Raw genomic sequence first — 24,690 nt, 5'->3', positions numbered from 1 at the left:
GGATTATTTATGGCTAGATAGTCATATGATTTAATTATTTGATATTAAACACAATTAGCCAATAAGATTTTTGCTAAAATAGTAACCCTGGCAAAAATTCGCCAATAACTCAACCCTATTGGCAATTAAGTTGGTGATAAATCAATTGAATGCAAAAAAATTACTTAAACTAAAGATACAATTGTAAAGTTGCTCAATTAACCAGTAACAGGGAATGTGTCATGCTCGAATTATACCAATGGGAACTATCTCAATATTCGGAAAAAGTGCGGCTAATCTTGGATTATAAAGGGCTAGAGTACCGTAAAATAGAGGTGACACCTGGGATTGGACAGATAGAATTGTTCCGTCTAACTGGTCAGGGACAAGTTCCAGTGTTAAAGGATCGGAACAAGTATATTGCAGATTCTACGGCAATTGCTAAGTATTTAGACTTGGAGTATCCTGAACGCCCACTCATACCCCAAGATCCAAAAAAACGGGGTTTAGCCTTATTAATAGAAGAATGGGCTGATGAATCAATCGGGATTAAAGGAAGCAAAGCGCTGTTTTCTGCGATTAGTCAAGATCAAGATTTCCGCAAATCCTTATTACCCACTGCTACGCCAGATATATTCAAAAATCTAGTCCAAGGAGTACCCAGTGACTTCCTAACTGTTCTGGGTTTTGGCGTGGGTTATAGTCCAGATGTGATCTCTGCAGCGATCGCCGATTTGAAACAAGACTTAGAAGCCTTGACCCTACTATTGGCTGATAGTCCTTATTTACTGGGAGATGAACCCAGTTTAGCTGACTTGGCAGTTGCAGGTTTATCAATCTTGCTGAAATTCCCCGATGGTCCTTATTTAGATTTACCAGAAACGATTCGAGGTAAAGGAGTACCGATTTTAGCAGATAATCCTGATTATGCACCATTCTTTACCTGGCGCGATCGCCTCTATGCCCAATTTCGTAAACCATTAATTAGTACACCTTCATCAGGAAGTGCGCCAACTTCGATTCAAATCGATTAAATAAGTCATTGGTCATTGGTCATTGGTCATTGGTCATTGGTCATTGGTCATTGGTCATTGGTCATTGGTCATTGGTCATTGGTCATTGGTCATTGGTCATTGGTAAAGTACAACTGACCAATGACAAAGGACAACTGACCAATGACAAAGGACAAGTGACAAAGGACAATTGACAAATGATGAATTCGGGACAGCCTTTAGGTTCAGTCATCCAAGGTTCTCTGACTGGGGGTTTAGAAGTCAGATTACACCCTGATATTTCTGTTGAAGATATGCGGGTGGGAAAATTTCTGGTTGTGCAAGGGATGCGATCGCGTTTTTTCTGTATGCTGACAGATGTGGCGCTGGGAACTGCAAATGCACGCATTATCGCTAATCCCCCCAATTGGGATGACACTTTTTTACGAGACGTTTTGGCGGGAAGTGGTACTTATGGTACGATCAACCTGACGCCGATGTTGATGTTTACCCCCGAAGAAGAAGAATCTTTTTCACCCACAAATGGTAAATCAGCAAATCCTTTTGTACCATCATTAACCGGTTTGGCATCATTTCAGCCACAAACCAGCACCACAATGGAATTGCTACCGGTGAAAACTATTCCCAGTCACTTTAGTCAAGTTTATGAAGCAAGTGAAGAGGATTTTCGTCGCGTATTTGGTTGGGAAGATGATACCCAAAGGAAGAATTTTTCCATTGGGAAACCTTTAGATATGGATGTGCCGGTTTGTATTGATTTGGACAGGTTTGTCGAACGCAGTAACGGGGTATTTGGTAAATCTGGAACCGGTAAATCCTTTCTGACGCGGTTACTCTTAGCGGGGATAGTCCGCAAAAATGCAGCGGTAAACTTGATTTTTGATATGCACTCAGAATATGGTTGGCAAGCTGTCTGCGAAGGTAAACAATATAGCACTGTTAAAGGTTTAAAACAATTATTTCCTGGTAAAGTTGAAGTTTACACCCTAGATCCCGAATCGACAAAGCGTCGCGGTGTGCGGGATGCACAAGAACTGTATTTAAGTTATGAACAAATTGAAGTAGAAGATATCAAATTATGCTCTCGTGATTTAGGACTGTCGGAAGCAGCCTTAGATAACGCGAATATCCTCAACGCCGAGTTTGGTAAAGCCTGGATTTTGCAGTTATTGAATATGAATAACGAAGAAATCAAGCTGTTTTGCGATGAAAAGCGGGGACATCAAGGTTCCATCATGTCATTACAGCGCAAACTGCTGCGGCTGGATAATTTAAAGTATATGCAAACCGCTTGTCCCCAGAATTATATCAATCAAATTTTGCGATCGCTCGAAGCGGGAAAAAATGTTGTAGTTGAGTTCGGCTCCCAGTCTGATATGCTATCATATATGTTAGTCACTAATATGATCACCAGACGTATTCATGGGCATTACGTCAAAAAAGCCGAAAGGTTCCTCCACAGTGGCAACGTGAGCGATCGCCCCACCCAACTAGTAATTACCATTGAAGAAGCGCACCGTTTCCTAGATCCAGCAATTGTCCAAAGTACGATCTTTGGGACAATAGCACGAGAGATGCGGAAATATTTCGTCACACTTTTGGTAGTTGATCAACGCCCATCAGGGATAGATAATGAAGTCATGTCCCAGATTGGTACTCGCATCACAGCATTGCTCAATGACGAAAAAGACATTGACGCAATTTTCACAGGGGTCTCTGGTGCTGGTAGTTTGCGCTCGGTGTTGGCAAAATTAGACTCAAAACAACAAGCCATGATTCTAGGTCACGCCGTCCCCATGCCAGTCGTGGTCCGTACCCGTCCCTATGATTCAGCATTTTACACCGAAATAGGCGATCCTGCTTGGGAGGAAAAGCCAGATGCAGAATTATTCGCTGCTGCTGAACTAGCCAAAGCCGATTTGGGTTTTTAGTTGTCCTTTGTCCTTTACCAATGACCAATGACCAATAACCAATGACCATTTCGTAACTTCCGTCCACCAAGACAGCTAATGAGTTCGGTTATCTCGCTACTTACAAGCAACTGAAGAGGGAGCTTTGGCGTCACTATAGATGTAGTAAGCACTCTAAAGGAACTTTACAAAAGTTAAATAAAAAAACATACAAATCAGACAGATTTATCGTATAATTACAAGATTTATCAGGATACTTTACTAACCACCCGTTTTGTCGTACTATAAAATTAAGTGGAACTCATACTGACTTCGTATTTTTACAGTTACTACTAGTGACTGAGAAAAAGAAGAATTATCGACAAAAATCCAGCGTGCTTTTTTGGCGATGCCAAAATTCAGGGAGGGTAGGGGAACCTATCTCAGGGACTCAGCGTCTTAACAACGACTGTATAAATTGATTACTTATGGTTGCTCCCTATGTTGAGTGATATATGTACTACCTTTCCCAATCCACCGTAGTTATTAAAGATTCATTGTGTTTACGGAGTAGAGGACAACGCACCAATGCCTACTGTTAACACCCAAAACGAAAACCTGAGCACCAAATTCACGGCTGATATGGTGAGAACCTATCTGCGGGAGATTGGTCGTGTGCCACTGCTAACCCGTGAGCAAGAGATTGTTTTTGGGAAGCAGGTGCAACAAATGATGACGCTATTAGACGCTAAAGACGCTTTAGCGAAGGAACTAGACCGCGAACCGAGTTTAGAAGAGTGGGCTAGCGTTGTTGATCAACCTGAAACCGAGGTGAAACAGACAGTCGCCCAAGGTAAGCGGGCCAAGCAAAAGATGATCGAAGCGAATTTGCGCTTGGTAGTTGCTATAGCCAAAAAGTATCAGAAGCGAAACATGGAGTTTCTGGATTTAATCCAGGAAGGGACATTAGGGTTAGAGCGGGGAGTGGAGAAATTTGATCCCATGCGGGGATATAAATTCTCGACCTATGCTTACTGGTGGATTCGCCAAGCGATTACAAGAGCGATCGCCCAGCAAGGTCGTACAATTCGGTTACCGATCCACATTACCGAGAAGCTGAACAAAATTAAAAAAGTGCAGCGAGAACTAGCGCAAAAGTTTGGGCGATCGCCCTCTCCTGCGGAAATCGGCAAAGAACTAGACCTAGAACCCGCCCAAATCCGTGAATATTTGAATATGGCGCGTCAACCAGTGTCCTTAGACGTGCGGGTTGGCGATAACCAAGATACTGAGTTGCAAGAAATGCTGGAAGATGACGGACCATCACCGGAGTATTACACAACCCAAGAATTCTTGCGCCAAGACTTGAACACTCTGTTAGCAGAACTAACCCCCCAACAGCGAGAAGTTTTAGCCCTGCGCTTTGGATTAGAAGATGGTAACGAAATGTCTTTAGCCAAAGTCGGCGAACGGTTGAACCTCAGCCGTGAACGTGTCCGTCAGTTAGAGCATCAAGCACTAGCTCATCTACGTCGCCGTCGTGCCAATGTTAAAGAATACGTTGCTAGCTAAAAGCCGATAGCTTTTGAAAATGTGCCTCCTCAATTCAGGGGGCTATTTTTTTGATCAACATGTAGGGGCGCCATTCCTACAGGTAGGGGCGCCATTCCTACAGGTAGGGGCGCAAGGCCTTGCGCCCCTACGGGATATGTCAATTTTCAATCCATATTCTCTCAGGTCGGAAAACATGGGCATTTCCACAAAGTCCAATTTTGTCCCGAAGTGTTAACCTGTTAAAATATGTGAATAGAGTATTTGTCTGAAATCCGAAATGGAAAGAGTTGGGGTTGTAGTTTTGTTTGTTGCTCCTTAACGAAAGTTCCAGAGGTGAGGTTCCCAGAGAAAATGTCAGCAATTCTTAAACTTGAAGCGCAAATTATACATTTGTTTATGGTATTCCACATCACCCAATCGGGTGAGTCTGCTGGGTGAAGCAGAAAAAAACTCAGGAAGGCTAGTAGTAAGATTAACTTACCAAATTAAAGAAAAACTTCATTTTTTGGTAGTTTTTTTCCCGGAGAATATAGATCAAACCTTCGACGGAACCTTAATTCCTACAGATATCGTTACGCTTAAGTAAGTTGCTGAGAAAGTAGTTATTTTTTAAACAGGAGATATCAGGTGCTTCAGAACATTTCTAAGTTATATTCCGCTGGTCAGTGGAGAATTCCAGTTGTGGGCTTAGTTGTTAGCTTGGGAGTAGTCGGTCTTGGTGTAATTGGTCAGCAGACTAAACTGGTGCTGAATAATGTGCAAAATAGCGTTGATACTCCTCTTTTACAGCGGCTAAGAGAAGTTCGAGATCGCAGAAATCAACTTCCGTTGGCTTTCCAATCGAAGGACTTAAAAACCGCGCCCACAACCACAGCGCTGGGTATCAGAACTCAAGAATCTGCGACAGGAACAACAACTGCGCTACCAAAAGTGAATTTTCCCCAAAAAGATGGGGTTTATCTCTATGGTCAGTCGCCAAAAGCAAACGAGATTGGGCAAGGATATATTATTTTTGAGAAGCGCCAAGGTATGCTAAAGGGTGCCTTGTATATGCCCAGTTCTGAGTTTAGTTGTTTTCAGGGCACCCTCGACAAGTCTGGAGAGTTGGCGATGACGGTTACTGGTTCACCGGATCAAGGTAGCACGAGTGAGGTAGCTAGCAGCAATGGAGTGACTAAGGTCACTGATGATCAGCCGATCACCTATGCTTATTCTGTGGCACTGCAAGACTATCATCGGCTAAATTCTATCAGTGCTGGCGATCGCAGCATTTTGCAAGTGTGTAATCAACCTTCTGGTGGTGGATACCGCAAGCTAGTTAAGTAATTATAGCCGTTTTCAGGCAATAAGGGACCGACAATTCCAAAAATATCCAAGTTTTAACGCGAGAGCTTGTCATCGCGCAGCGTGTCGCAGACAAGGGTCAAAAGTCAAGAGTCCAAAAAACCTGGACTCTTGACCCTTGACTTTTGACTTTTGACTCTTGACCCTTGACTCTTGACATTTTTTGAGTTCTCTTAATACTCAATTCCTGCTTGCGCTTTTACACCTTGGTCTTTGAAAGGATGCTTAACTAGGGTCATTTCAGTTACTAGGTCAGCGCGTTCAATTAAAGCCGGGGGTGCGCCTCGACCGGTGAGAATTACGTGCTTTTGGGGGGGTTTTTGTGCTAAACCGGCTAAAACTTGTTCAACTTGTAAATAACCCATTTTCAGAGCAATATTAATTTCATCTAATAACACCAGCTTGAACTCTGGGTGACGGATGTATTCTAAAGATTTCTCCCAAGCTGCTTGTGCTTTGTCGAGATCGCGATCGCGGTCTTGGGTTTCCCAGGTAAAGCCTTCGCCCATAGCATGAAATTCTAACTGGTCTTGCCAATTACTGAACACTCTTTTTTCTGACGGTTCCCAAGCACCTTTGATGAACTGGACAATCGCTACTTTATACCCATGACCAAGCGATCGCAATACCATCCCCAAAGCCGCCGTAGTTTTACCTTTACCATTCCCCGTATTGACAATAATTAACCCTTTCTCTGGCACCGCTTTTGCTATCCGCTTATCTTGTACTTCTTTACGGCGCTGCATCTTTTTGCGGTACTGTTCATCACTTAAAGATGAAGACATTACCTGGTCAATTACGCGCTCAATCTCTTTGTCTGAATTGAATTCTTGCGGGGTGTCGTTTTTCATAAATTTTAATTTTGTCTGGTAACACTGGAAATAACGTACAAGGGATTGGGGATTGGGGATTTAAATCAGTGAACAGTGAACAGTGAACAGTGAACAGTGAACAGTGAACAGTGAACAGTGAACAGTGAACAGTGAACAGTGAACAGTTATCAATGCGTAACGATAAACACATCACTCTTGACTGATAACTGATAACTGATAACTGTTAAATAGGCGGTTGTTAACCACCAAGATTTCAGTGTAAATGGTATTTTGGATATATGTATTTAAATTAACTTAAAAAACATTGCATTTGTATTAGTTTTTTCAACTTTATTTGTCGATAAAGAAAGAAAGTTACAGAACATACAAACTGAACCATTTACTTGAGAACGCTATTGCTATTCTAAATAATTTATTCAAGTCATTACCTCTAGTTATTATAAAGAAAATTTTGTGATTTTCTTTAGCTGTTCAGCTTGGTAGAATGAAGCGCATCGTTTGGTGACAAATCCCGACTTATTAACTTTTATGACCCACTCTGGGGGAACAATAATAATCGTAGGGTGCGTGACGCAGCGATAAATATTCTACGCACTCACTTGACTTGTGGCGTCACGCACCATTCTTTAAATGTGACACTAGCGTAAGTCCTGACTTTATCTGACATTTCAACATGGCAAAAATTGGTAACCTGGTCTGATTGAACAGAAAACCAGGTTACAGCCATTTTCAGGTAAATAGACCACGCTTTTGGGGCGCAAGGCCTTGCGCCCCTACGAAGATCTGTGGTTCAAATGAATGAAAATTGCTGTAAGCTGAAAACTCTTAAACCAATACAGTTCAGTTAAGGAAAATTGTCGTAGGGGCACGGCACGAATAAAATTGTCATTAGAAGAAAAGATTTTGGATGCCGTGCCCCTACACTGTATACCATTTGAGTTTAACTGAACTGTATTGACTCTTAAACCACATCTGTCTTTGGGGCGCAAGGCCTTGCGCCCCGGACGCGTGGTATATTAGGCATCTAGGGAAATTAATTATGCTTTGCCCGAAAGTCTTGGTAAGGGGTGCAAGGCCTTGCGCCCTTACCTGTAAAAACGGTGCAAAAATTTCCTCAAACCTAGTTACCATTAGATTCGGCGTGTTTAGTTTTCCAGAGTGCAAAAATGTCAAAACAACTGGGTCAAAAAATCGCACCAGTACCGCTGTCAACCGATATCAGCGTCGTTGATTTGATTGATAATTACTTCACCGCTTACAACTCAGCGCGGTTGCGGGAAATCTGTCAACTGCTGAGTCGCGAAGTGTTAACCGAAGGCGTAACCGTAGGTGTTAGCCTTTCCGGTGCGATGACACCAGCGGGATTCGGGGTTTCTGCGCTTGCGCCTTTGATTCGCAACGGCTTTATCGATTGGATGATTAGTACAGGTGCAAATCTTTACCATGATATGCACTACGGTTTAGGTTATGAACTGTTTGCAGGTAGTCCGTTTTTGGATGATGTGAAACTGCGCCAGGAAGGAACCATCCGCATTTATGACATTATCTTTGGCTACGACGTGCTGCTGGAAACCGATGCATTTATCCGCAAGATTCTCCAAGCCCAAGCGTTTCAGAAACGGATGGGTACAGCGGAGTTTCATTATCTGTTGGGTAAGTATGTCTGGGAAGTAGAAAAGCAATTGGGTGTCAAACATTCTTGCTTACTAGCGACAGCTTACGAATGTGGCGTACCCATATATACATCATCGCCTGGAGATAGTTCCATTGGGATGAACGTAGCAGCTTTAGCCTTAGAAGGTTCCCAATTGGTGTTAGATCCAGCAATTGACGTGAACGAGACAGCGGCGATCGCCTACAATGCAAGAGTTGCAGAAGGCAAAAGTGCGGCTGTAATTATCGGTGGCGGTAGTCCAAAAAACTTTTTGCTACAAACTCAACCGCAAATACACGAAGTCCTAGGACTAGAAGAACGCGGACACGATTACTTTGTCCAGTTTACCGATGCGCGTCCTGATACCGGCGGTTTGTCTGGGGCGACACCTTCAGAAGCTGTCAGTTGGGGTAAAATTGACCCCGAAGAGTTACCCAGCACAATTGTTTGTTATACCGATAGTACAATCGCGCTGCCGTTAGTGACTGCTTATGTTCTCAATCAGTGTCAACCTCGTCCCTTGAAGCGGCTGTATGACCAACGAGAAGCGATATTGAATAAACTGCAGCAAGATTATTTGGCGGCGATTGCACAGCCATCTGTAGCTGAGAGTGGTTCCCAGGAAGTAGCGACTTATCCCTGTGGTAAGCCCATTCACAAATAGTCGTAGGGTGTGTTATGCCGAAGGCTAACGCACCCATTTGTCCAATTATCCCGCAATACTTGTAATCCCAATTTGAAAAAAGAATGGGACACATAGGGTAGGGGCGCAAGGCCTTGGGGTAGGGGCGCAAGGCCTTGCGCCCCTACAGATTATCGATGTGCAAATATTTTTTGAATTGGTATAAGTCGGCGTGAAAAAACAAAACCATATTACTACATGTAAATATGTCTCAAATGCTTACCCATGACGACCAAAGCCAGTACGGTTCAATAGCCAATCTACTTACTCCAGTTCCACCGGTAGCAGCATCAAATCATCACGCCTTTTTGTTGCTGATAAAGCATTTTAAACCGCTGCTGCTGTAGTTTATGATCCACAATTGGCTGAGGATAATCAACAGCCTGAAGTTCTAAAGGGGGAATTTTACCGGTCACTAAATATTCTGTATCTATAGACCGCAATTCTGGTACCCATTGCCGAATATATTCGCCTTCAGGATCGAATTTTTGCGCTTGACTGGCGGGGTTGAAAATCCGCAAAGGTTTGGGGTCCATCCCACTCGAAGCACTCCATTGCCAACCGCCATTATTAGCAGATAAATCGCCGTCAATTAGCCGTTGCATAAAATATTTTTCTCCCCATTGGGGATTAATAATCAAATCTTTGGTCAAAAAACTAGCGACAATCATCCGACAACGGTTGTGCATCCAGCCGATTTCCTTCATTTGACGCATGGCTGCATCGACGATGGGATAACCAGTTTTCCCCTCACACCAAGCTTGAAAATATTCTTCGTTGTTTTGCCAAGGGAAATTTTGGAAATTGTCACGAAAAGCACCTTCTGCTAACTCTGGGAAATGATACATTGCATGTTGGTAAAACTCCCGCCAAGCCAGTTCTTGTTGCCATGTGCGGATACTGGCTTCTACTTCTTCACTGCGGGTATTTTCTAGCAGTTCTAAGGTGGTTTGCCAAAGGGTGCGAATCCCCAGGACGCCAAATTTCAAAGCCGCACTCAGTTGCGATGTCCCCTCAACTGCAGGAAAATTCCGCTGTTCTTGATATTCATTGATGGCGTAATTCGTAAATTCTGCCAACCGTGCTTGCGCCGCTGCCTCTGTTGGTGGCAAAATCAATTCTCCATCCCAAACAAATCCTAAATCTTTGGCTGTTGGTAAGGCAATTGAGCCTGCTTCCTTGACAATTTCCTGCTCATCTGCTGTCAACCCTTCAGTATTTTCCAGAGTTTCTACTGGTTTACCTTTGTGTTTGCTACTCCAATTTTTCCAAAATGGCGTGTAAACTGTGTAAGGATTTTTAGTACCTGTGTGAATCTCCTCTGGTGAGTGGAGGATCTGATCCCAATTGTGATCTAGAAACTCAATGCCTTTTGCTTTCAAGGCAGAAATAACGGCGCGATCGCGTTCTTGAGAATATGGTTCCACATCCCAATTCCAAAAAACAGCCTTGGCGTTCAAATCCGCCGCTAAAGCTGGGATACCTTGCACAGGATTGGTGTGTAGGATTAACAATTGGCTACCAGCTTCAGCATAGCGCTCTTGTAGACCCTGCAAACAGCCAATCATGTAAGTTACTCTCACCGGCGCGACATCATCCCGTTCCAGAAGATTGGGATCTAGGCAAAACACGCCCACCACTTTCGGACTTTGCCTGCGGGCTGCAGCCAGTCCTGTATTATCACAAATACGTAAATCTCGACGATGCCAAAACAGAATTAACTCAGACATTCCATGCTTCTAACAGTCCGCTTGTACTAGCTTAGATTCTAGCGGTAATTTCAGCATCACTGCTATATAAAACCTAGACAAAGCTAGACTTTACTTTCTACTTCAACGGGAGCATGGGAGCGGTTATCCCTCAGTAGACTTACACGCTGTAGCCCAACGCGATCTTTCTAATGCTTAAGATTTTCCAAAAGACTATCACTATCAAAGCTTGGTTTTCGCGTCGGCAATAGTCTTATCCAATACTTAATATCTTGATATTATATATCAAGTATTTGATTTTTTCAACTAAATTCTCTTGATTTTTCTCAATATTTGTCAACGTAAGTATAACTTTGTCTATAAAATTGTCAGCTTAGGACTAGCTCTAGGGAAAAATTTCTTTCCTTGTCCTGAGTGATGCGTGGTGAATGGTTGATGCTTCACCTGCATCAACAATACTTAGGTTTAAGTAGCTTTAATGACAAATAAATGTCGTCAGTGGAGTGTTAATTAAGTATTTCAATATACCTCTGGCTAAAAGTTTTGTGGTATTATCCCAATAAGTATATAAAAATTGTGTTTGCTTAACAACGCGGCTAGGTGAAAACAAAAGTTTAAAGTCCAGAAAAAATATGCTGAGTTTGAGACCTAATCCTAAAAATCGCCTTTATACAAGTTTGAACAGTTACCTGATGTATTTAGGTTATGTTCTGGGGGGGCGATTACAGAAAGATAGAAAAGATATTGAACGGTTTGAACAGGCGCTTTGTGAACGTTTTGATATTCAGCACGCAGTTTGCGTTTATCAGTGTCGAGTGGGGATATACCTTGCACTCAAAGCTTTAATCAAGCCTGGACAAGAAGTGATTTTGTCGCCTTACACCATTACCGATGTGGTCAATATGGTGATTTTTGCGGGAGGACAACCAGTATTTGCGGATGTGGAGCGCGAAAGTTGCAATATCTCTCCTGCTGAAGTCGAGCGTCTGATTACCCCAAATACGGGTGCTGTTTTGATTACTCATTTGCATGGAATAGCAGCCGAGGCGCACCGCATCAAGCAAATTTGCGATCGCTTCCACATCCCCATGATTGAAGATTCTGCTCAGTCCTTTGGCGTCTACGAGCAAGGAAAAGCCGTGGGGACAATTGGGGATGTTGGTGTCTTCAGCTTTGAAATGCATAAAAATTTAACTACCTGGCTGGGAGGAGCGGTAATTTCTCATCGAGCAGATGTGGTAGAAAAAATCCGTGCTGAGATAAAAACTTTCTCCTCTCCCCCGCTTCCCGGTATTACGCGAAAAGTCAAATCAGGATTGATACACGATATCGCTGGCTTACCTATCCTCTTTCAGCTATTAACCTACCGAATTCTACGATATAGTTACCTGAAAAATGTTGAATTTGTCAACGAAAAAGTCCGCAGAAACCCCCAGGTAAGCAAGCCAGCAAAAGAGCTACCTGATGTATACAAATCGTCGTATACACCATTCCAAGCTCGCCTGGCTTTATCACAGCTTAACCGCATTGATCGTGATATCAAGACGAGAATTGACAACGCCCAGCTTTATTACCAGGGGCTGAAAGATATTGCAGAATTAATCTTACCGCCTGTGCGAACCGATGGCTCTCATACATATCTTTGGTTTCCAATCCAATATGAGCAGCGGGAAGATTTGCTGCGATTTATGTTCAAACATAATCGAGATATAGCAGCCGGTCATTTTACCAGCACAGCTGATTCACCCCGCTTTGCAGAATTTTATCGCGATTGTCCCAATTCCCGCAAAGTTGAGCAAGAGCTAATCTATTTACCAACCTATCCTAGCTATTCTCGCAGTGAAGTTGAGAAAAACATTCAGGTAATTAGAAAATATTTTGCTTCTCGTGTGCAACAAGTTACTAAGCAAAAAGTTAGCATCAGCAACTAATGTCATTTGTCATTTGTCATTGGTCATTTGTCATTTGTCATTGGTCATTGGTCATTTGTCATTGATTTCTGAAAAAAATCAATGACAAATGACGACCAACACTAGTTAACTTTATTTATCAAAAATTAAAAACCGGAAAATAATATGATTATAGATGGTCGTAGTATAGCCGAGGGCGAAACCCTTGATTGTGATATCTGTATTGTTGGTGGTGGTGCGGCTGGTATTACATTGGCGCATGAATTCTCTAACCAGGATATGAAAGTTATTCTACTGGAGAGTGGAGGACTAAAGTATGAACAAAGTCTGGAGTCTTTAAATCAGGGAGAAGTAGACCGGAAAACTCATACCACTTTAGAAGAGTATAGGCGTAGACATTTGGGTGGAGCAACTACAGCCTGGGGCGGTAGATGTATACCATTTGATGAATCTGACTTTGAATATCAATCCCATATACCTTATAGTGGTTGGCCGATTACTAAAAAAGATTTAGCTCCTTATTATGAACGGGCAAATACTTACTGCGAAATTGGCGCTTATAATTATTCAGTGAAAAATATCTTTCCTGACATTGAAGACTCGAAATCGATGATTCCGGGTTTAAAATCAGAAGATATCTCCCTTGAGCAATTATATCTATTTAGTCCACCGACAAATTTTGGCAAGCGATACTTAGATATCTTAAAAAAGTCTGGAAATATCAATGTTGTTTTATATGCTAATTGTTTAAATATTGCTACTGATGAAAATGGCAGTAAGGTTGAGTATTTAAATGTTTCTTCCTTGAGAAAAAATAAGTTTATAGTTCGCGCCCAGCGCTATATTTTAGCAACTGGAGGTTTGGAAGTAACAAGATTATTACTACTATCTCGTGATGTTCATAAACAAGGAATTGGTAATCGATTTAATCTCCTAGGTCGATATTATATGGGGCATTTAAATGCCTTCATAAATGTGCAATTTTCTGACAAAGAACCTATTATATGGGACTATCAACAATTGCCAAATGGTACTTTCTATCAACACTCAATTGCAATTCGTGAAGATAAACGTAGGGAATATGGACTGTTGAATCAACGGTTTTTTATGTATCGTCCCAACTTCACCGATCCCAGTCATCAAAATAGTATTCTTTCGGCTGCTTATTTGGCTAAATCTTTGATAAAAAAAACCAAGGTAGTTGATTTTGGTGAGCATATCAAAAATATTGTTGTTGATACTCCAGGGATGTTGGATTTTTCATATAAATGGATTACCAAAAGAATCTTGAGTAAACATAAATTACCTTCTGTACTTGTAGAAAATAAATCTCACCTTCATACACTCCGCATTGATAGTGAGCAGGTACCAAATCCCAATAGTCAAGTAAGCTTAAGCGATAAAAAGGATATTTTTGGACTCAATCAACTTAAGGTAGACTGGCGCTCTAGCGAATTGGATATTGTCAGTATTGAGAAATCGATTGAAGTTTTCCAGCAAGCACTGGAAAAATCTGGTGTCGGAAAGGTTGTATCTGTACCCAGAATATCTTCAGCACCACAAGGAGGACATCACTTGGGAACAACGAGAATGTCAAGCGTACCACAACATGGTGTTGTGGATGAAAATTGTAAAGTTCATGATGTCAGCAATTTGTATATTGCAAGTAGTTCTGTATTTACAACCGCTAGCTATGCTAACCCAACGCTCACAGTTTTGGCGCTAGCAATCAGACTTGCTGATCATATTACAGCAGTTTTCACGTAGTTGAACCACACTCTCAGGGCACAGCAGTGCTGTGCCCCTACGGCAAATGTGGTCTATTTACCTGAAAATAGCTGTAAAATAATTCGTAATTCGTAATTCGTAATTCGTAAGCTACCGTATTGATTTTGTGGGGGCGCAAGGCCTTGCGCCCCTACGGGGATCTGTGGTTATTGCGTGAAAATTGCTGTAATTACTTAAATTTTACCCTGGAAAACCCTCTGGGCTGGACCTGTCATGTAAACCCGTTGGTCAATTTCGGACCATTCAATTTCCAAGGGTCCACCTGGTAGTTCTACAGTGGCCAGGCGATCGCATTTTCCTGTTAATACACCAGCCACCAAGGAAGCACAAGCACCAGTACCACAAGCTAAGGTGATACCCGCGCCACGCTCCCATACGCGCATTTTTACGTAGTCGCGGCTAACCACTTGAATAAATTCTGTATTGATTCTTTGGGGAAAAACAGGGTGATTTTCAAACTGTGGTCCAATTGATTCTAGGGGAATGGCGGCTACATCCTCCACAAAAGTAATACAGTGGGGATTACCCATACTCACACAGGTGACATCCCAAGATTGACCCGCTACTTCTAGAGGCTGATTAATCACTTTAGCGTCAGATGCAGCCAGGGTGGTAGGAATTTCGCCAGCGAGTAACCGAGGTAAACCCATATCCACCTTGACTTGACCATCGGGCATGAGTTGAGGTGTAATGACACCAGCCAGAGTATGAATGCGATAGCTATCTTTATTCCGAGATATTCCTTCTAAGTCAGCCAAAAATCCGGCTAAACAGCGAATACCGTTACCACACATTTCTGGTTCTGAACCATCAGAATTAAAAATCCGCATGGTGTAATCAGTACCATTTTCTCCAGGTAAAGCAAAAATTACACCATCAGCGCCGATACCAAAATGGCGATCGCACAACTGCACTGCTTGCTCTGGAGTGATTACTGGTAATGATGACGAGCGATTATCAATGAGAATAAAGTCATTCCCCAGACCGTGATACTTAGTAAAATCGATTGCCATTTTTCTCAGGATGAATTATGAATGATTAAGGATTGAGAGTTAGGAGTTTGGAGTTTGGAGTTTGGAGTTTGGAGTTATTTCTCCCCAATCCCCAGTCCCCAGCGATGCACTGAGCTTGTCGAAGTGTCCCCAGTCCCCAATCCCCATTACCTTAATTAAACCTTCTTGCTGGTGCATACATCATTACCAAAAATGCTGACAACAGAATTTGATACCTCACTGCCTAGCATACGGCAAGTGCAAAACCTAATCAAAAAAACAGCGGTAGTAGAGTTCAAATTGCTGACTGGCGATCTACTGACGGGTAGGGTGATTTGGCAAGACCCTACCTGTATATCTATTATGGATGAAAACAGTCAGCAGATAACTGTTTGGAAACAAGCGATCGCCTACATCAAGCCCAAGAATTAGCTTACAGCAGTTTTCAGGTATTTTAGACCACAGGCTGATATCTGTATTTCTTTGTTCCTTTGCGCCTTTGCGCCTTTGCGTGAGATATAAAAATGTAGTTCATTTACCTGAAAATCGCTGTAAAGTCAAGAGTCCAAATATTAACCAACCCTTGACTACTCTTTGAGGGCTTGATCAACTTTGACTACTGGGATAGATCGATGTAAAGTGCTGGTGTGGACAAATAACGGTTGTATTTGATTCAGACTCGGTAGGTTACCGCATAATAATACTTGGTCGCCGGTTCGTAAGTCAATTTTGCCATTTGGTGAGCGGATAAATTTGCCATCTCGCCGGATCGCCTGCACTTCTACATCATATTGGGCGCGGGTATCCAAATCGGTCAGGGTTTTACCCAGAACTGGAGAATCAGCGCTGATGGTTAACCACTGACAAGCACTCTGTTCTCCAGGAATTACTGCTTTACCTAGGGCGAATTCCGCTAAGGCTGCGAGTTCTTCATCAGCGCCCACTAGTAACAGGCGATCGCCTGCTGCTAATTTGGTTTGATTGTTGGGATAGTCGATTTCTTCGCCATTAGCGCGGCGAATCGCCATTAAGCTGGCTCCTGTTAAGTAGCGCATATCCGCCGCTTCTAAGGTCATTCCAATTAGGGGGGAAGCAGATGTTGACATACTCCCCGCCCTAAAAGGGCCCAGATTCTGGAGTCAAACAGCAATTGCTGGCATGGCCAGTCTAACATCACCTAACCCAATGGTTGATGCCCCAACCATTTGAATATTTCTCGCGGCGTTTTCATCACGTCCATTAATTGATTGACAAGACGGACAACGCCACTGTCTTATGGATAAATCTAGATTTTCTAAAATATGCCCACAATGAGAACACGTTTTACTAGATGGATACCATTGATCTATATAAACAAGTTGTTTGTTTTTCTTTTTAGTTACCCATGACAATATTTGGAGAAATTCTCCAAAAGCTACATCTGATATTTTTCTACCCCAAAGACGTTGCATACCTTTGAGGTTTAGGGTTTCAAAACATAAAACATCAAACTTGTCTGTCAATTCATGAGCTAATTTCCAGAACCAATCACGTCTGCGGTTACAAACATTTTCATGTTGACGAACTAAATTCTTTCTAGCTCTTTCACGATTATTTGACCGTTTTACCTTTTGGGAATGGTTTTTACTAGCTTTCCTAATAGCATTCAGAGATTGCTTGAGAAATTGTGGAGAATCAATTAAAGTTCCATCAGAGCAAGTTAGAAATGTCTTCAATCCGAAATCAAACCCCGCTATTTTACCAGTCGTTGATTTAATTTCTGGTTCTAACTCATTATCAACTACAATCACCATAAATAACTCACCTAGTGCAGTGCGTTTGATGGTTAATGTTTTGATTTTGCCCTCTACCTCTCTAGATTTCCAAAATTGATAAACTCGATTGGCAATTTTAATTCTATTCCCACTTAAAAGTTTATAACCTGCTTGTTTAAGCGTGAATGATTTGTATTTTTTAACCTTTTTAAAATTCGGTGGTCTGACTCCTTTCTTATTATATTTAAAAAATAATTGGTAGGCTTTCTCTATGCGTTGACAGATATCTTGCACTGCTTGAGAACCTATTGATTGCCAAAATTGATGACGGTTTCTTAATTTGGCAATATGAGACTGGAGTTTTGCACAGTTTAAGTGTTTGCCCCACATGCGATAGTACCGTTTATGTAGAGCAATACAATGGTTATAGATCACACCTGCGGCGTTGATCATCCGTTTCAGGTGTCTATTCCTTTTGTGTTCGTACAGCTTAAACTTTAGTGTAATCATGGCAATATTATATCAAATTCGCCCTAGAAGGGCGAGGCTTTAAACCCATTTCTTTGGTAAGGGATACCAGCGGCGATTTAAATCGAGTGTTGCTGCTTCCAAATCGCGGGAAACTTCCGAGGGAGAACATTCTGGACGCAATTCTAAATAATGATCATTGCGGATTTGCTGCATATCCCATTGTACTTCGGCTGGGGACAAGCCTAAACCAGTTAATAAATAGGTAGCCATTTCTAAACTAGCTTCAAATTCTGGTTGTACGACTTCCCTAGCTCCCAATTGATAAAGTACCTCAATTTCCTTATCTTGTTGGGCGCGGACGACCAAATCTAATTCTGGGCACAATTCCAAGGCGCGTTTGAGACAAAGACGGGTACTCATGGGGTCAGGGAGTGCGATCGCCATTCCTTTGGCATTATTCACCCCAGCGGTTTCTAAAACATGTAAACTGACGCAATTACCATATACATAAGATACCCCAGCTTCCCGCAGTTGCTGTACTCTTCTTTCTGATTGGTCAATGACCACTACTGGTAAATTGTGCTGCTGTAACAACTTTACCAAATTCTTCCCCACTCGCCCGTAGCCACAGACGACTACATGGTCTTGTAGTGGTAGCTCTTCTGATACATCCAATGGTTGACCTTCACCGTCTAAATACGGTTTCAGCCAAGGCATGGATTCGCCAACACTAAATAAAAATGGCACTAATCGCAGGACAAAGGGAGTCAGGATAAGTGTTACTGCTGTAGTTCCCAATATCAGTAAATATACTTGGCGCGATACCAACCCTAAAACCTGCCCTTCACTGGCGAGAACAAAGGAAAATTCCCCAATTTGAGCCAGTCCCAACCCAGCGATTAAAGCTGTTTTCAAGGGGTAGCGAAACAGCTTGACCAAGGGGGTGATAATCAAAAATTTACCAACAAATACTAAAGCTACTAACCCCAAAATTAATTCCAGGTTGTTCCACAAAAACACTGGATCGATTAACATGCCAATGGCAGCAAAAAACAAACTGGCGAAAATATCCCGCACCGGCTCTACATAAGTCAGAGTTTGGTCAGCGTATTCCACCTCCGAAATCATTAAGCCGGCGACAAACGCCCCCATCTCAATCGATAACCCTAAATATTCTGTCAGCAGGGCTATACCTAAACACAGTGTCACCACCCCTAATAAAAATAACTCTCGGCTTTCGGTGCGGGCGAGGAGTCGCAACAAACTTGGTATCAACCAAATCCCCGCTGCTACAGCACCAGCCGCAAATAAAGCAATCCGCACCAGGGCGGTTAACACTGCTACCCCCAGGACTTCTGGCGGTGAGTGGAGAGCAGGTAATACTGCTAACATTAACCCTAGGGCTAAATCCTGAACTACCAAAATCCCCAGCATTACTTGTCCGTGGGGCGTTTCGGTTTCGTTGCGTTCCATCAAGCACTTGAGGACAACTGCTGTGGAAGATAAAGAGAGAATTGACCCCAAAAACACGCCCTTAGCGGGTAATACAGACCAGGCTCCTGTGACGCCACATAGCAACACAGTGACTGCAATAGTCAGAACAATTTGTAACCCTCCACCACCAAGGGCGATCGCCTTGACCTTCTTCAATTCGCTAAAGGAAAATTCTACACCCAAAGCAAATAACAGAAAAGCCACCCCAAACTGAGCCAGGGTTTCGACTTGAATAACTTCTTTAATCAATCCCAGTCCCGCAGGTCCGACGATCATACCACCAATCAGGTACCCTAGCAAAACCGGTTGCCGTAACAGCGCCGCCAGCAGTCCACCACAAGCGGCGACCGCGAGAACTGAAACTAAATCAACAATCAGCCTAAAATCTTCTTGCACCAGCTTTTTAAGGAACTATTAAGAGCCATTAACTTTAGTTTAGTAAGTTAACGGCAATTTTTCAAAGTTCCCCGTTATCGGGAACAACGCTAGTAGTCTGTCAATTTTGTTTTGAGGGATTTTTGGTAGTGTGAGCGTCTCGCTCACGCGGGCAAGATGCCCGCACCACAGTCCATCATTTTTATCTTGACAGAGTACTAGTAGTCTGTCAATTTTGTTTTGAGGGATTTTTGGTAGTGTGAGCGTCTCGCTCACGCGGGCAAGATGCCCGCACTACAGTCCATCATTTTTATCTTGACAGAGTACTAGAAAGCAAAAACTTCAGTGTCGGCATTTTCGTATACCTGCTTACGAATAATTTACGTAAATTATAGATATAATATCAATTATGTGTGATAAATTTACACTATTGTTTTTATTTTACAGTAAAAGCTACATTGCTATCTTGATAAAAGTCTAATTTTTCTACTTTCATTTGTCATATAAAATACTAAAATACACATGTAACACATACAGTTACGCCATCATAGCTTGAGTCTTTGACAAAAACAAAACCTAATCCCCAGTGAGATAGTCCCAATGTCAAGCAATCCTTTATCAACCAATCCCTTTGTTGTGGGAGAACCAGTTCCACCAGAAAGTTTTTTGGGACGGACAAATGAAATTACCACTGCATTTGACCAAATCAATAACAGCGGTAATTTAGCAATTTGGGGTGGTCCGGGAATGGGTAAATCTTCTTTGTTAGATAAACTCGCAGCGCCGGAAGTATGGAAAAAATATTTACCCAAAAAATCAGAGAGTGTGATAGCAGTTCGTTTGAATTGCGAAGTAATTGATCCTTTCACTCCTGCTGGTTTTTGGCGGGAAATCTTAACGCTGCTGCGAGAACAATTGGCTAGTGAACCAGCATTGCAAACGGAAATCGACAAATTATTAATATCAGAGCCGACAAAAAGAGACAGCCTACAAAATGCTTTAAAAAAGCTAGGAGAACAAAATAAATTCTTGTTGCTATTAGCAGATAACTATGAGCAAGCCCTCCGCGCCAACGAGGAATATACTGAAGCACAAATGGACGCTTTTTTAAAAGATTGTCGTTATTTGGCGAATGCGGCGACGGAGAGAAAATATCTCTCAATGGTTGTAGGTTCACTCAAACGCCTCAGCGACAGTGAATATGGACCCAAACAAGACCCCAATGCTTCGCCTTGGTTCAACCACTATCTTTTTCAGCCTGTCAAGCTATTTCCTCAGCGCGAAGTCGAGCAGATACTTAAACAAAATATCCCGCAAATTACGCCACAATTACAGGAAGCAATCAGAGAAATTACAGGTGGACATCCATACTTATTACAGATTGCGGGTTTTTTGATTTATCGACAACTGAGAAATCCAAATCCATTAAATGTGAAAGAATTTGTTGATGACTTTGAAAACAGAACCAGACAAATTTTTCAAAGTATGTGGATTCGCTGTTCGGAAATTGAAAAGAGTTTATTAATGTTGATGGCTATCTCTGCTGTTAACGGTCGTCTACATCAAAGGTTGCGCTTTGATTTAAGTGGAATTGACTTCATCTTTACCCAAAGAGAGCGAGAATTGACCAGCCTCAGAGAACAAGGCGTAATTATTCCCAAAGAAACTAAGAGCAAATATGCTTTCAGTTCATCAATTATGGAACGGTGGGTGATGCAAGAAATTTGGAATAGTGATGACCCAACTCTCAAAGGGAGAGAGAAGATATTTCTCAATTTGATGAGTCATCAGCAATTTAAGAACATCACCACAGTGATGGAATGGCTATGGAAGAATAAAAATCAGGTGCCCTCTACATTAGAGTGGTTTACCAAGGTAGTGGGTGCTATTCAAGGAATCGGAATTTAAGGTCAAGAGTCAACCCAGCAAACTGTGGAGATAGGAAATATGACTGAAGCAAACTATCCAGACAATCCCTACATTATCGGTTCAGCAATAGATGATCCAAATAAGTTTTTTGGACGCCAAGAGCTATTTCGATTTATTGAATCTAATTTGCTTCAGGGTTCAAAAGTTATCTTATTACATGGTCAAAGACGTATCGGTAAATCTTCTGTTCTCTACCAAATTCCTAAATCTGTTTTTAAGGACTATGAAGATGAGAGAAATCAGTTTAGCTTTATATTCTTCGACTTACAAAATAAAAGTAGTAAGCCTTTGGCTGATATTATTCGCGATTTGGCTATAAAAATTAGCACCGATTTGCAGCTAAATCAAGCGATTGTACCAACCCTGGAACAGTTAGAAGATAACACAGATATTTATATTTTTGTTCGTCGGTTTTTGCCACAAGTTTACCAAGAATTGGGTAATAAAAACTTAGTATTGTTACTGGATGAGTTTGATGTTCTTGATGAAAACCACCCCAACCGAAATAACAATAGCGAGATAGAAAATAAGGGAGGGGGATTCTTTCGCTATTTACAATTGCTCGTGAATCGAGAGCAAAAATTATTTATCATTCCGGTGGTCGGACGACATGTGGGTGAACTACCAAATCTGGTGAAGTTGTTTAAGGGACCACCTAATCAAAATATTGAGTTGCTAGATCAATCTGATGCTAGACAGCTGATTAGCAAACCAGTGGAAGGAATGCTAGAATATCGTGAAGATGCAATTCAAGCAATTCTAGAACTGTCAGCAGGACATCCCTATTTTACTCAAGTTATTTGCTTTAATCTTTTCATTCAAGCTAAAAATCATAATCATACACAAATTACTGGTGAAGATGTAAAGGGTATTGTAGAACAAGCAATTGAAACTGCTGAAGGTGGGTTAGATTGGTTTTGGCATGGATTATCTATGACAGAACAGGTGGTTTTTTCGGCTGTAGCAAAGGCTGAGTTTCCTGAAGATCCCTTCACAGTGTTGAGAAAGAATGGAGTTATCGAAACAGAACTTCTGATTCCATCTGCAGAGAAATTAGTTGATCAGCGTTTTGTTGATGAAGGCCAACCTGATTATACACAATCTAAGGTAAAAGTTGAATTTGTCCGTCGCTGGTTGCGGCAACGTCACTCTCTAGATATAGAGATATGGAAATTAGAAAAAATTGAGGAACAAAGAGTTGAAATCCTGCGTAATGCAGCGCATAGATACCATGAAGACGGTAATAATCAGAAGGCTTTACAGCTTTATGAAGATATTTTGAAAATCAATCCCAATCACTTCAGTACTGTCTTAGATTTAGCTGAGGGATACTCCAATTTAGGGAATTTTGAAAAAGCCATAGAATATTACACACGAGCTTACCAATTTGACCCATTACGCAACACAGACACCCTTGTGCAGGAGTTGGAAAATTATGCTTCTCATTTGTTCACTAACAGACATATCAAATTAGCAAAACAGCAGTACCAAAGAGTTTTAGATATTCAACCTGAAAGGAAACAAGCAGAAATGAGGTTGAAAGAAATTGAAGCGGTAGAATCTAAATTTCTGTGGAGATGTGAAGGTTATAAAGATGAGCCTCACCAACCTCAGACTATCAATATGGGTGAGAACTGTCCTGTATGCAATAGAACCCGCGATAGCAGTGAATACAGTAGCAATTATCAGGTTGCACCAAATCCACCAAAACGGCGAATTATATCGCCAGTCATCTTAGGTAAATTGACATCTTTAGGAGGGATGATTGCTTTAGCTGTTTTTGGTACTACCCTTTTTAGTATTTATCGCTTTTCAACACCTTGTCCAGCAGGTGAGAAGAAAGAATTTGGTGTGTTATGCCATTCCGATATGAGTAAAATTAGCAGAGGAGAACGTACCTTATTTCCTAGCATTAATAACACGAATAGAGATCAAGGTATTGAAGCTTATAAACGACGCAATTATGCAGAGGCGGCTAAATTTTTTAAAGGTGCTGTGGAAGATGCTAAGAATGATCCAGAAGTGTTGATTTACTACAACAATGCCTTGGCTCATAGCAAAGGTTCTTTCATCACTTTAGCAGTAGTTGTCCCAGTAGATAAAGAATCCATAAAAAAAGCTCAAGAAATATTGCGAGGAGTCGCACAGGCGCAAAATCAGTTTAATCAGAAAAATGGGTTAAATGGTCGCTTATTAGAAATTGCGATCGCTAACGATGGTACTAAAGAAAAAGATCCAAAATTCGCAACGTCTCAACAAGTAGCTCAGGAACTCGTTAAAGACGAAAATATACTTGGAGTGATTGGACACAATTCTAGCGATGCTACAAAAGCAGCGCTATCGGCATACGAAAATGCTAAAATACCTGTGATATCTTCGACCAGTACCAGCACTTCTCTGTCTAGTAATTTCTTCTTTAGAACGGTGCCGTCTGACGCAGCATCAGGCAAGAAACTAGCTGAATATGCGATAAAATCTGGCTTGAGAAAAGCTGTGATTTTTGCTAATAATGATAGTGCATACAGCGACAGTTTGCGTGAAAAGTTTCAAAGCAACTTTGAAAGATTAGGAGGTGAGGTTGTTAAACCTGACAGACCCGTTGAGTTGAATGATGATCCACAACTGGATGATGGTAAAGCAATACCAGTAAGTATATTTAGATATCAAGCACAGGTAGCTGTGTTGTTTCCAGACGTTTATCACACTCGTCAAGCGGTGAACATTGCGCGAGCCAACGCCAATATCAGCGCCGAACTAATGAAGAACCCAAACAACCAATTTCGGGGACTAAAGTTGTTAGGTGGGGATGCTTTGTATGGTCAAGAAATCTTAGATCAAGGTGGGAAAGATGTGGAAGGTTTAGTTTTAGCTGTTCCCTGGTTTAGGGACACAGCACCAGGGAGAAATTTTGCTTTATCAGCACAACAGCAATGGGGAGCGCCGGTGAGTTGGCGCACCGCTACCAGCTATGATGCAACTCAGGCTTTTATTAAAGCTATTCAAAGTGCGTCTACAAATCTTTCTAGGGAAACAGTTCTACAAGCACTGCGAAAGGTAAACCTTTCCCCCAATGAAACTTCCGGGGTGAATTTACAGTTTACTTCCGACGGAGAGCGCCAGAGTGAACCTGTATTGGTTCAGGTAAAGGATGGTAAATTCATCATAGTTCCATGAGATACCAATGATGTTAAGTTTAGTCTACAGGGTGGGTCAGTACCAGTAATCTCTTGGCAATTAGGCTTTTCTCTGACTGACGCACCCTACAAATTGGAGATTTTTTATCGGTTCAATTAGATCGAGATTACAGTTAAGTGCTAGAC

Annotated in this window: 16 protein-coding genes and 2 pseudogenes; 11 read left to right on the top strand and 7 right to left on the bottom strand. The window is 41.8% G+C overall.

Annotation, left to right across the window (positions count from 1 at the left end; all coding sequences use genetic code 11):
- The first annotated feature begins 221 nt into the window (after positions 1-221).
- The 5 genes from HEQ19_14430 to HEQ19_14410 all read left to right on the top strand — a co-directional run bounded on the left by HEQ19_14430 (position 222) and on the right by HEQ19_14410 (position 5,761).
- Positions 222-1,013: a glutathione S-transferase family protein gene (locus HEQ19_14430; protein WYM00540.1), complete on the top strand. Its 792-nt coding sequence runs from the start codon at positions 222-224 to the stop codon at positions 1,011-1,013.
- A gap of 8 nt (positions 1,014-1,021) precedes the next feature.
- A complete protein-coding gene (locus HEQ19_14425; GenBank protein WYM00539.1) occupies positions 1,022-1,186 on the top strand; it encodes a hypothetical protein in 165 nt (54 codons plus the stop codon).
- Between the two features lie 6 nt (positions 1,187-1,192).
- The gene (locus tag HEQ19_14420) at positions 1,193-2,923 is read left to right on the top strand and encodes an ATP-binding protein (GenBank protein WYM03411.1); all 1,731 of its coding nucleotides are present in this window, start codon (positions 1,193-1,195) and stop codon (positions 2,921-2,923) included.
- Between the two features lie 546 nt (positions 2,924-3,469).
- Positions 3,470-4,453 (top strand): RNA polymerase sigma factor, RpoD/SigA family, encoded by a 984-nt coding sequence (locus HEQ19_14415; protein ID WYM00538.1) that lies wholly within the window; start codon positions 3,470-3,472, stop codon positions 4,451-4,453.
- 609 nt (positions 4,454-5,062) lie between these two features.
- Positions 5,063-5,761 (top strand): hypothetical protein, encoded by a 699-nt coding sequence (locus HEQ19_14410; protein ID WYM00537.1) that lies wholly within the window; start codon positions 5,063-5,065, stop codon positions 5,759-5,761.
- A 191-nt stretch (positions 5,762-5,952) separates the two neighbouring features.
- On the opposite strand, the gene cobO is transcribed toward HEQ19_14410, so the two are convergent.
- Positions 5,953-6,630, bottom strand: a complete 678-nt coding sequence (gene cobO / locus HEQ19_14405; protein ID WYM00536.1) for a cob(I)yrinic acid a,c-diamide adenosyltransferase — start codon at positions 6,628-6,630, stop codon at positions 5,953-5,955.
- A gap of 1,148 nt (positions 6,631-7,778) precedes the next feature.
- Between cobO and speY the strand changes: the two genes are divergently transcribed.
- Positions 7,779-8,930, top strand: coding sequence for a deoxyhypusine synthase (speY, locus tag HEQ19_14400; protein ID WYM00535.1), 1,152 nt, complete (start codon positions 7,779-7,781; stop codon positions 8,928-8,930).
- A 308-nt stretch (positions 8,931-9,238) separates the two neighbouring features.
- Here speY and HEQ19_14395 read toward each other — a convergent pair whose 3' ends face one another.
- On the bottom strand, positions 9,239-10,678 hold the full coding sequence (locus HEQ19_14395) for an FAD-binding domain-containing protein (protein ID WYM00534.1): 1,440 nt from the start codon (positions 10,676-10,678) through the stop codon (positions 9,239-9,241).
- Between the two features lie 611 nt (positions 10,679-11,289).
- Between HEQ19_14395 and HEQ19_14390 the strand changes: the two genes are divergently transcribed.
- The gene (locus HEQ19_14390) at positions 11,290-12,588 is read left to right on the top strand and encodes a DegT/DnrJ/EryC1/StrS aminotransferase family protein (protein ID WYM00533.1); all 1,299 of its coding nucleotides are present in this window, start codon (positions 11,290-11,292) and stop codon (positions 12,586-12,588) included.
- A 144-nt stretch (positions 12,589-12,732) separates the two neighbouring features.
- Positions 12,733-14,334, top strand: coding sequence for a GMC family oxidoreductase (locus HEQ19_14385; GenBank protein ID WYM00532.1), 1,602 nt, complete (start codon positions 12,733-12,735; stop codon positions 14,332-14,334).
- A gap of 194 nt (positions 14,335-14,528) precedes the next feature.
- Here HEQ19_14385 and dapF read toward each other — a convergent pair whose 3' ends face one another.
- Both dapF and HEQ19_14375 read right to left on the bottom strand, forming a co-directional pair.
- Positions 14,529-15,368, bottom strand: coding sequence for a diaminopimelate epimerase (gene dapF, locus HEQ19_14380; protein ID WYM00531.1), 840 nt, complete (start codon positions 15,366-15,368; stop codon positions 14,529-14,531).
- Between the two features lie 39 nt (positions 15,369-15,407).
- Entirely contained in the window at positions 15,408-15,545 is a 138-nt protein-coding gene (locus tag HEQ19_14375) for a hypothetical protein (protein WYM00530.1), read from the bottom strand.
- A gap of 15 nt (positions 15,546-15,560) precedes the next feature.
- Between HEQ19_14375 and HEQ19_14370 the strand changes: the two genes are divergently transcribed.
- A complete protein-coding gene (locus HEQ19_14370; protein ID WYM00529.1) occupies positions 15,561-15,779 on the top strand; it encodes an RNA-binding protein hfq in 219 nt (72 codons plus the stop codon).
- A 155-nt stretch (positions 15,780-15,934) separates the two neighbouring features.
- Here the strand turns inward: HEQ19_14370 and HEQ19_14365 are convergent.
- From HEQ19_14365 to HEQ19_14355, 3 genes and pseudogenes are all read right to left on the bottom strand, one after another.
- Positions 15,935-16,438, bottom strand: a pseudogene (locus tag HEQ19_14365) (TrkA C-terminal domain-containing protein).
- 48 nt (positions 16,439-16,486) lie between these two features.
- On the bottom strand, positions 16,487-17,611 hold the full coding sequence (locus tag HEQ19_14360; protein ID WYM00528.1) for a transposase: 1,125 nt from the start codon (positions 17,609-17,611) through the stop codon (positions 16,487-16,489).
- Positions 17,612-17,665: 54 nt separating this feature from the next.
- A pseudogene (locus HEQ19_14355) lies at positions 17,666-19,462 on the bottom strand (cation:proton antiporter).
- Between the two features lie 579 nt (positions 19,463-20,041).
- Between HEQ19_14355 and HEQ19_14350 the strand changes: the two are divergent.
- Together HEQ19_14350 and HEQ19_14345 are read left to right on the top strand one after the other, a co-directional pair.
- A complete protein-coding gene (locus HEQ19_14350; GenBank protein ID WYM00527.1) occupies positions 20,042-21,349 on the top strand; it encodes an ATP-binding protein in 1,308 nt (435 codons plus the stop codon).
- 39 nt (positions 21,350-21,388) lie between these two features.
- Positions 21,389-24,544 carry an ABC transporter substrate-binding protein gene (locus tag HEQ19_14345; GenBank protein ID WYM00526.1) on the top strand — a complete coding sequence of 1,052 codons (3,156 nt, stop codon included), beginning with the start codon at positions 21,389-21,391 and terminating at the stop codon, positions 24,542-24,544.
- Positions 24,545-24,690 lie beyond the last annotated feature (146 nt).

This window comes from Gloeotrichia echinulata CP02, assembly GCA_038087035.1.
Taxonomy (GTDB): domain Bacteria; phylum Cyanobacteriota; class Cyanobacteriia; order Cyanobacteriales; family Nostocaceae; genus Gloeotrichia; species Gloeotrichia echinulata.
This window is presented reverse-complemented; position numbering and strand designations above follow the sequence as displayed.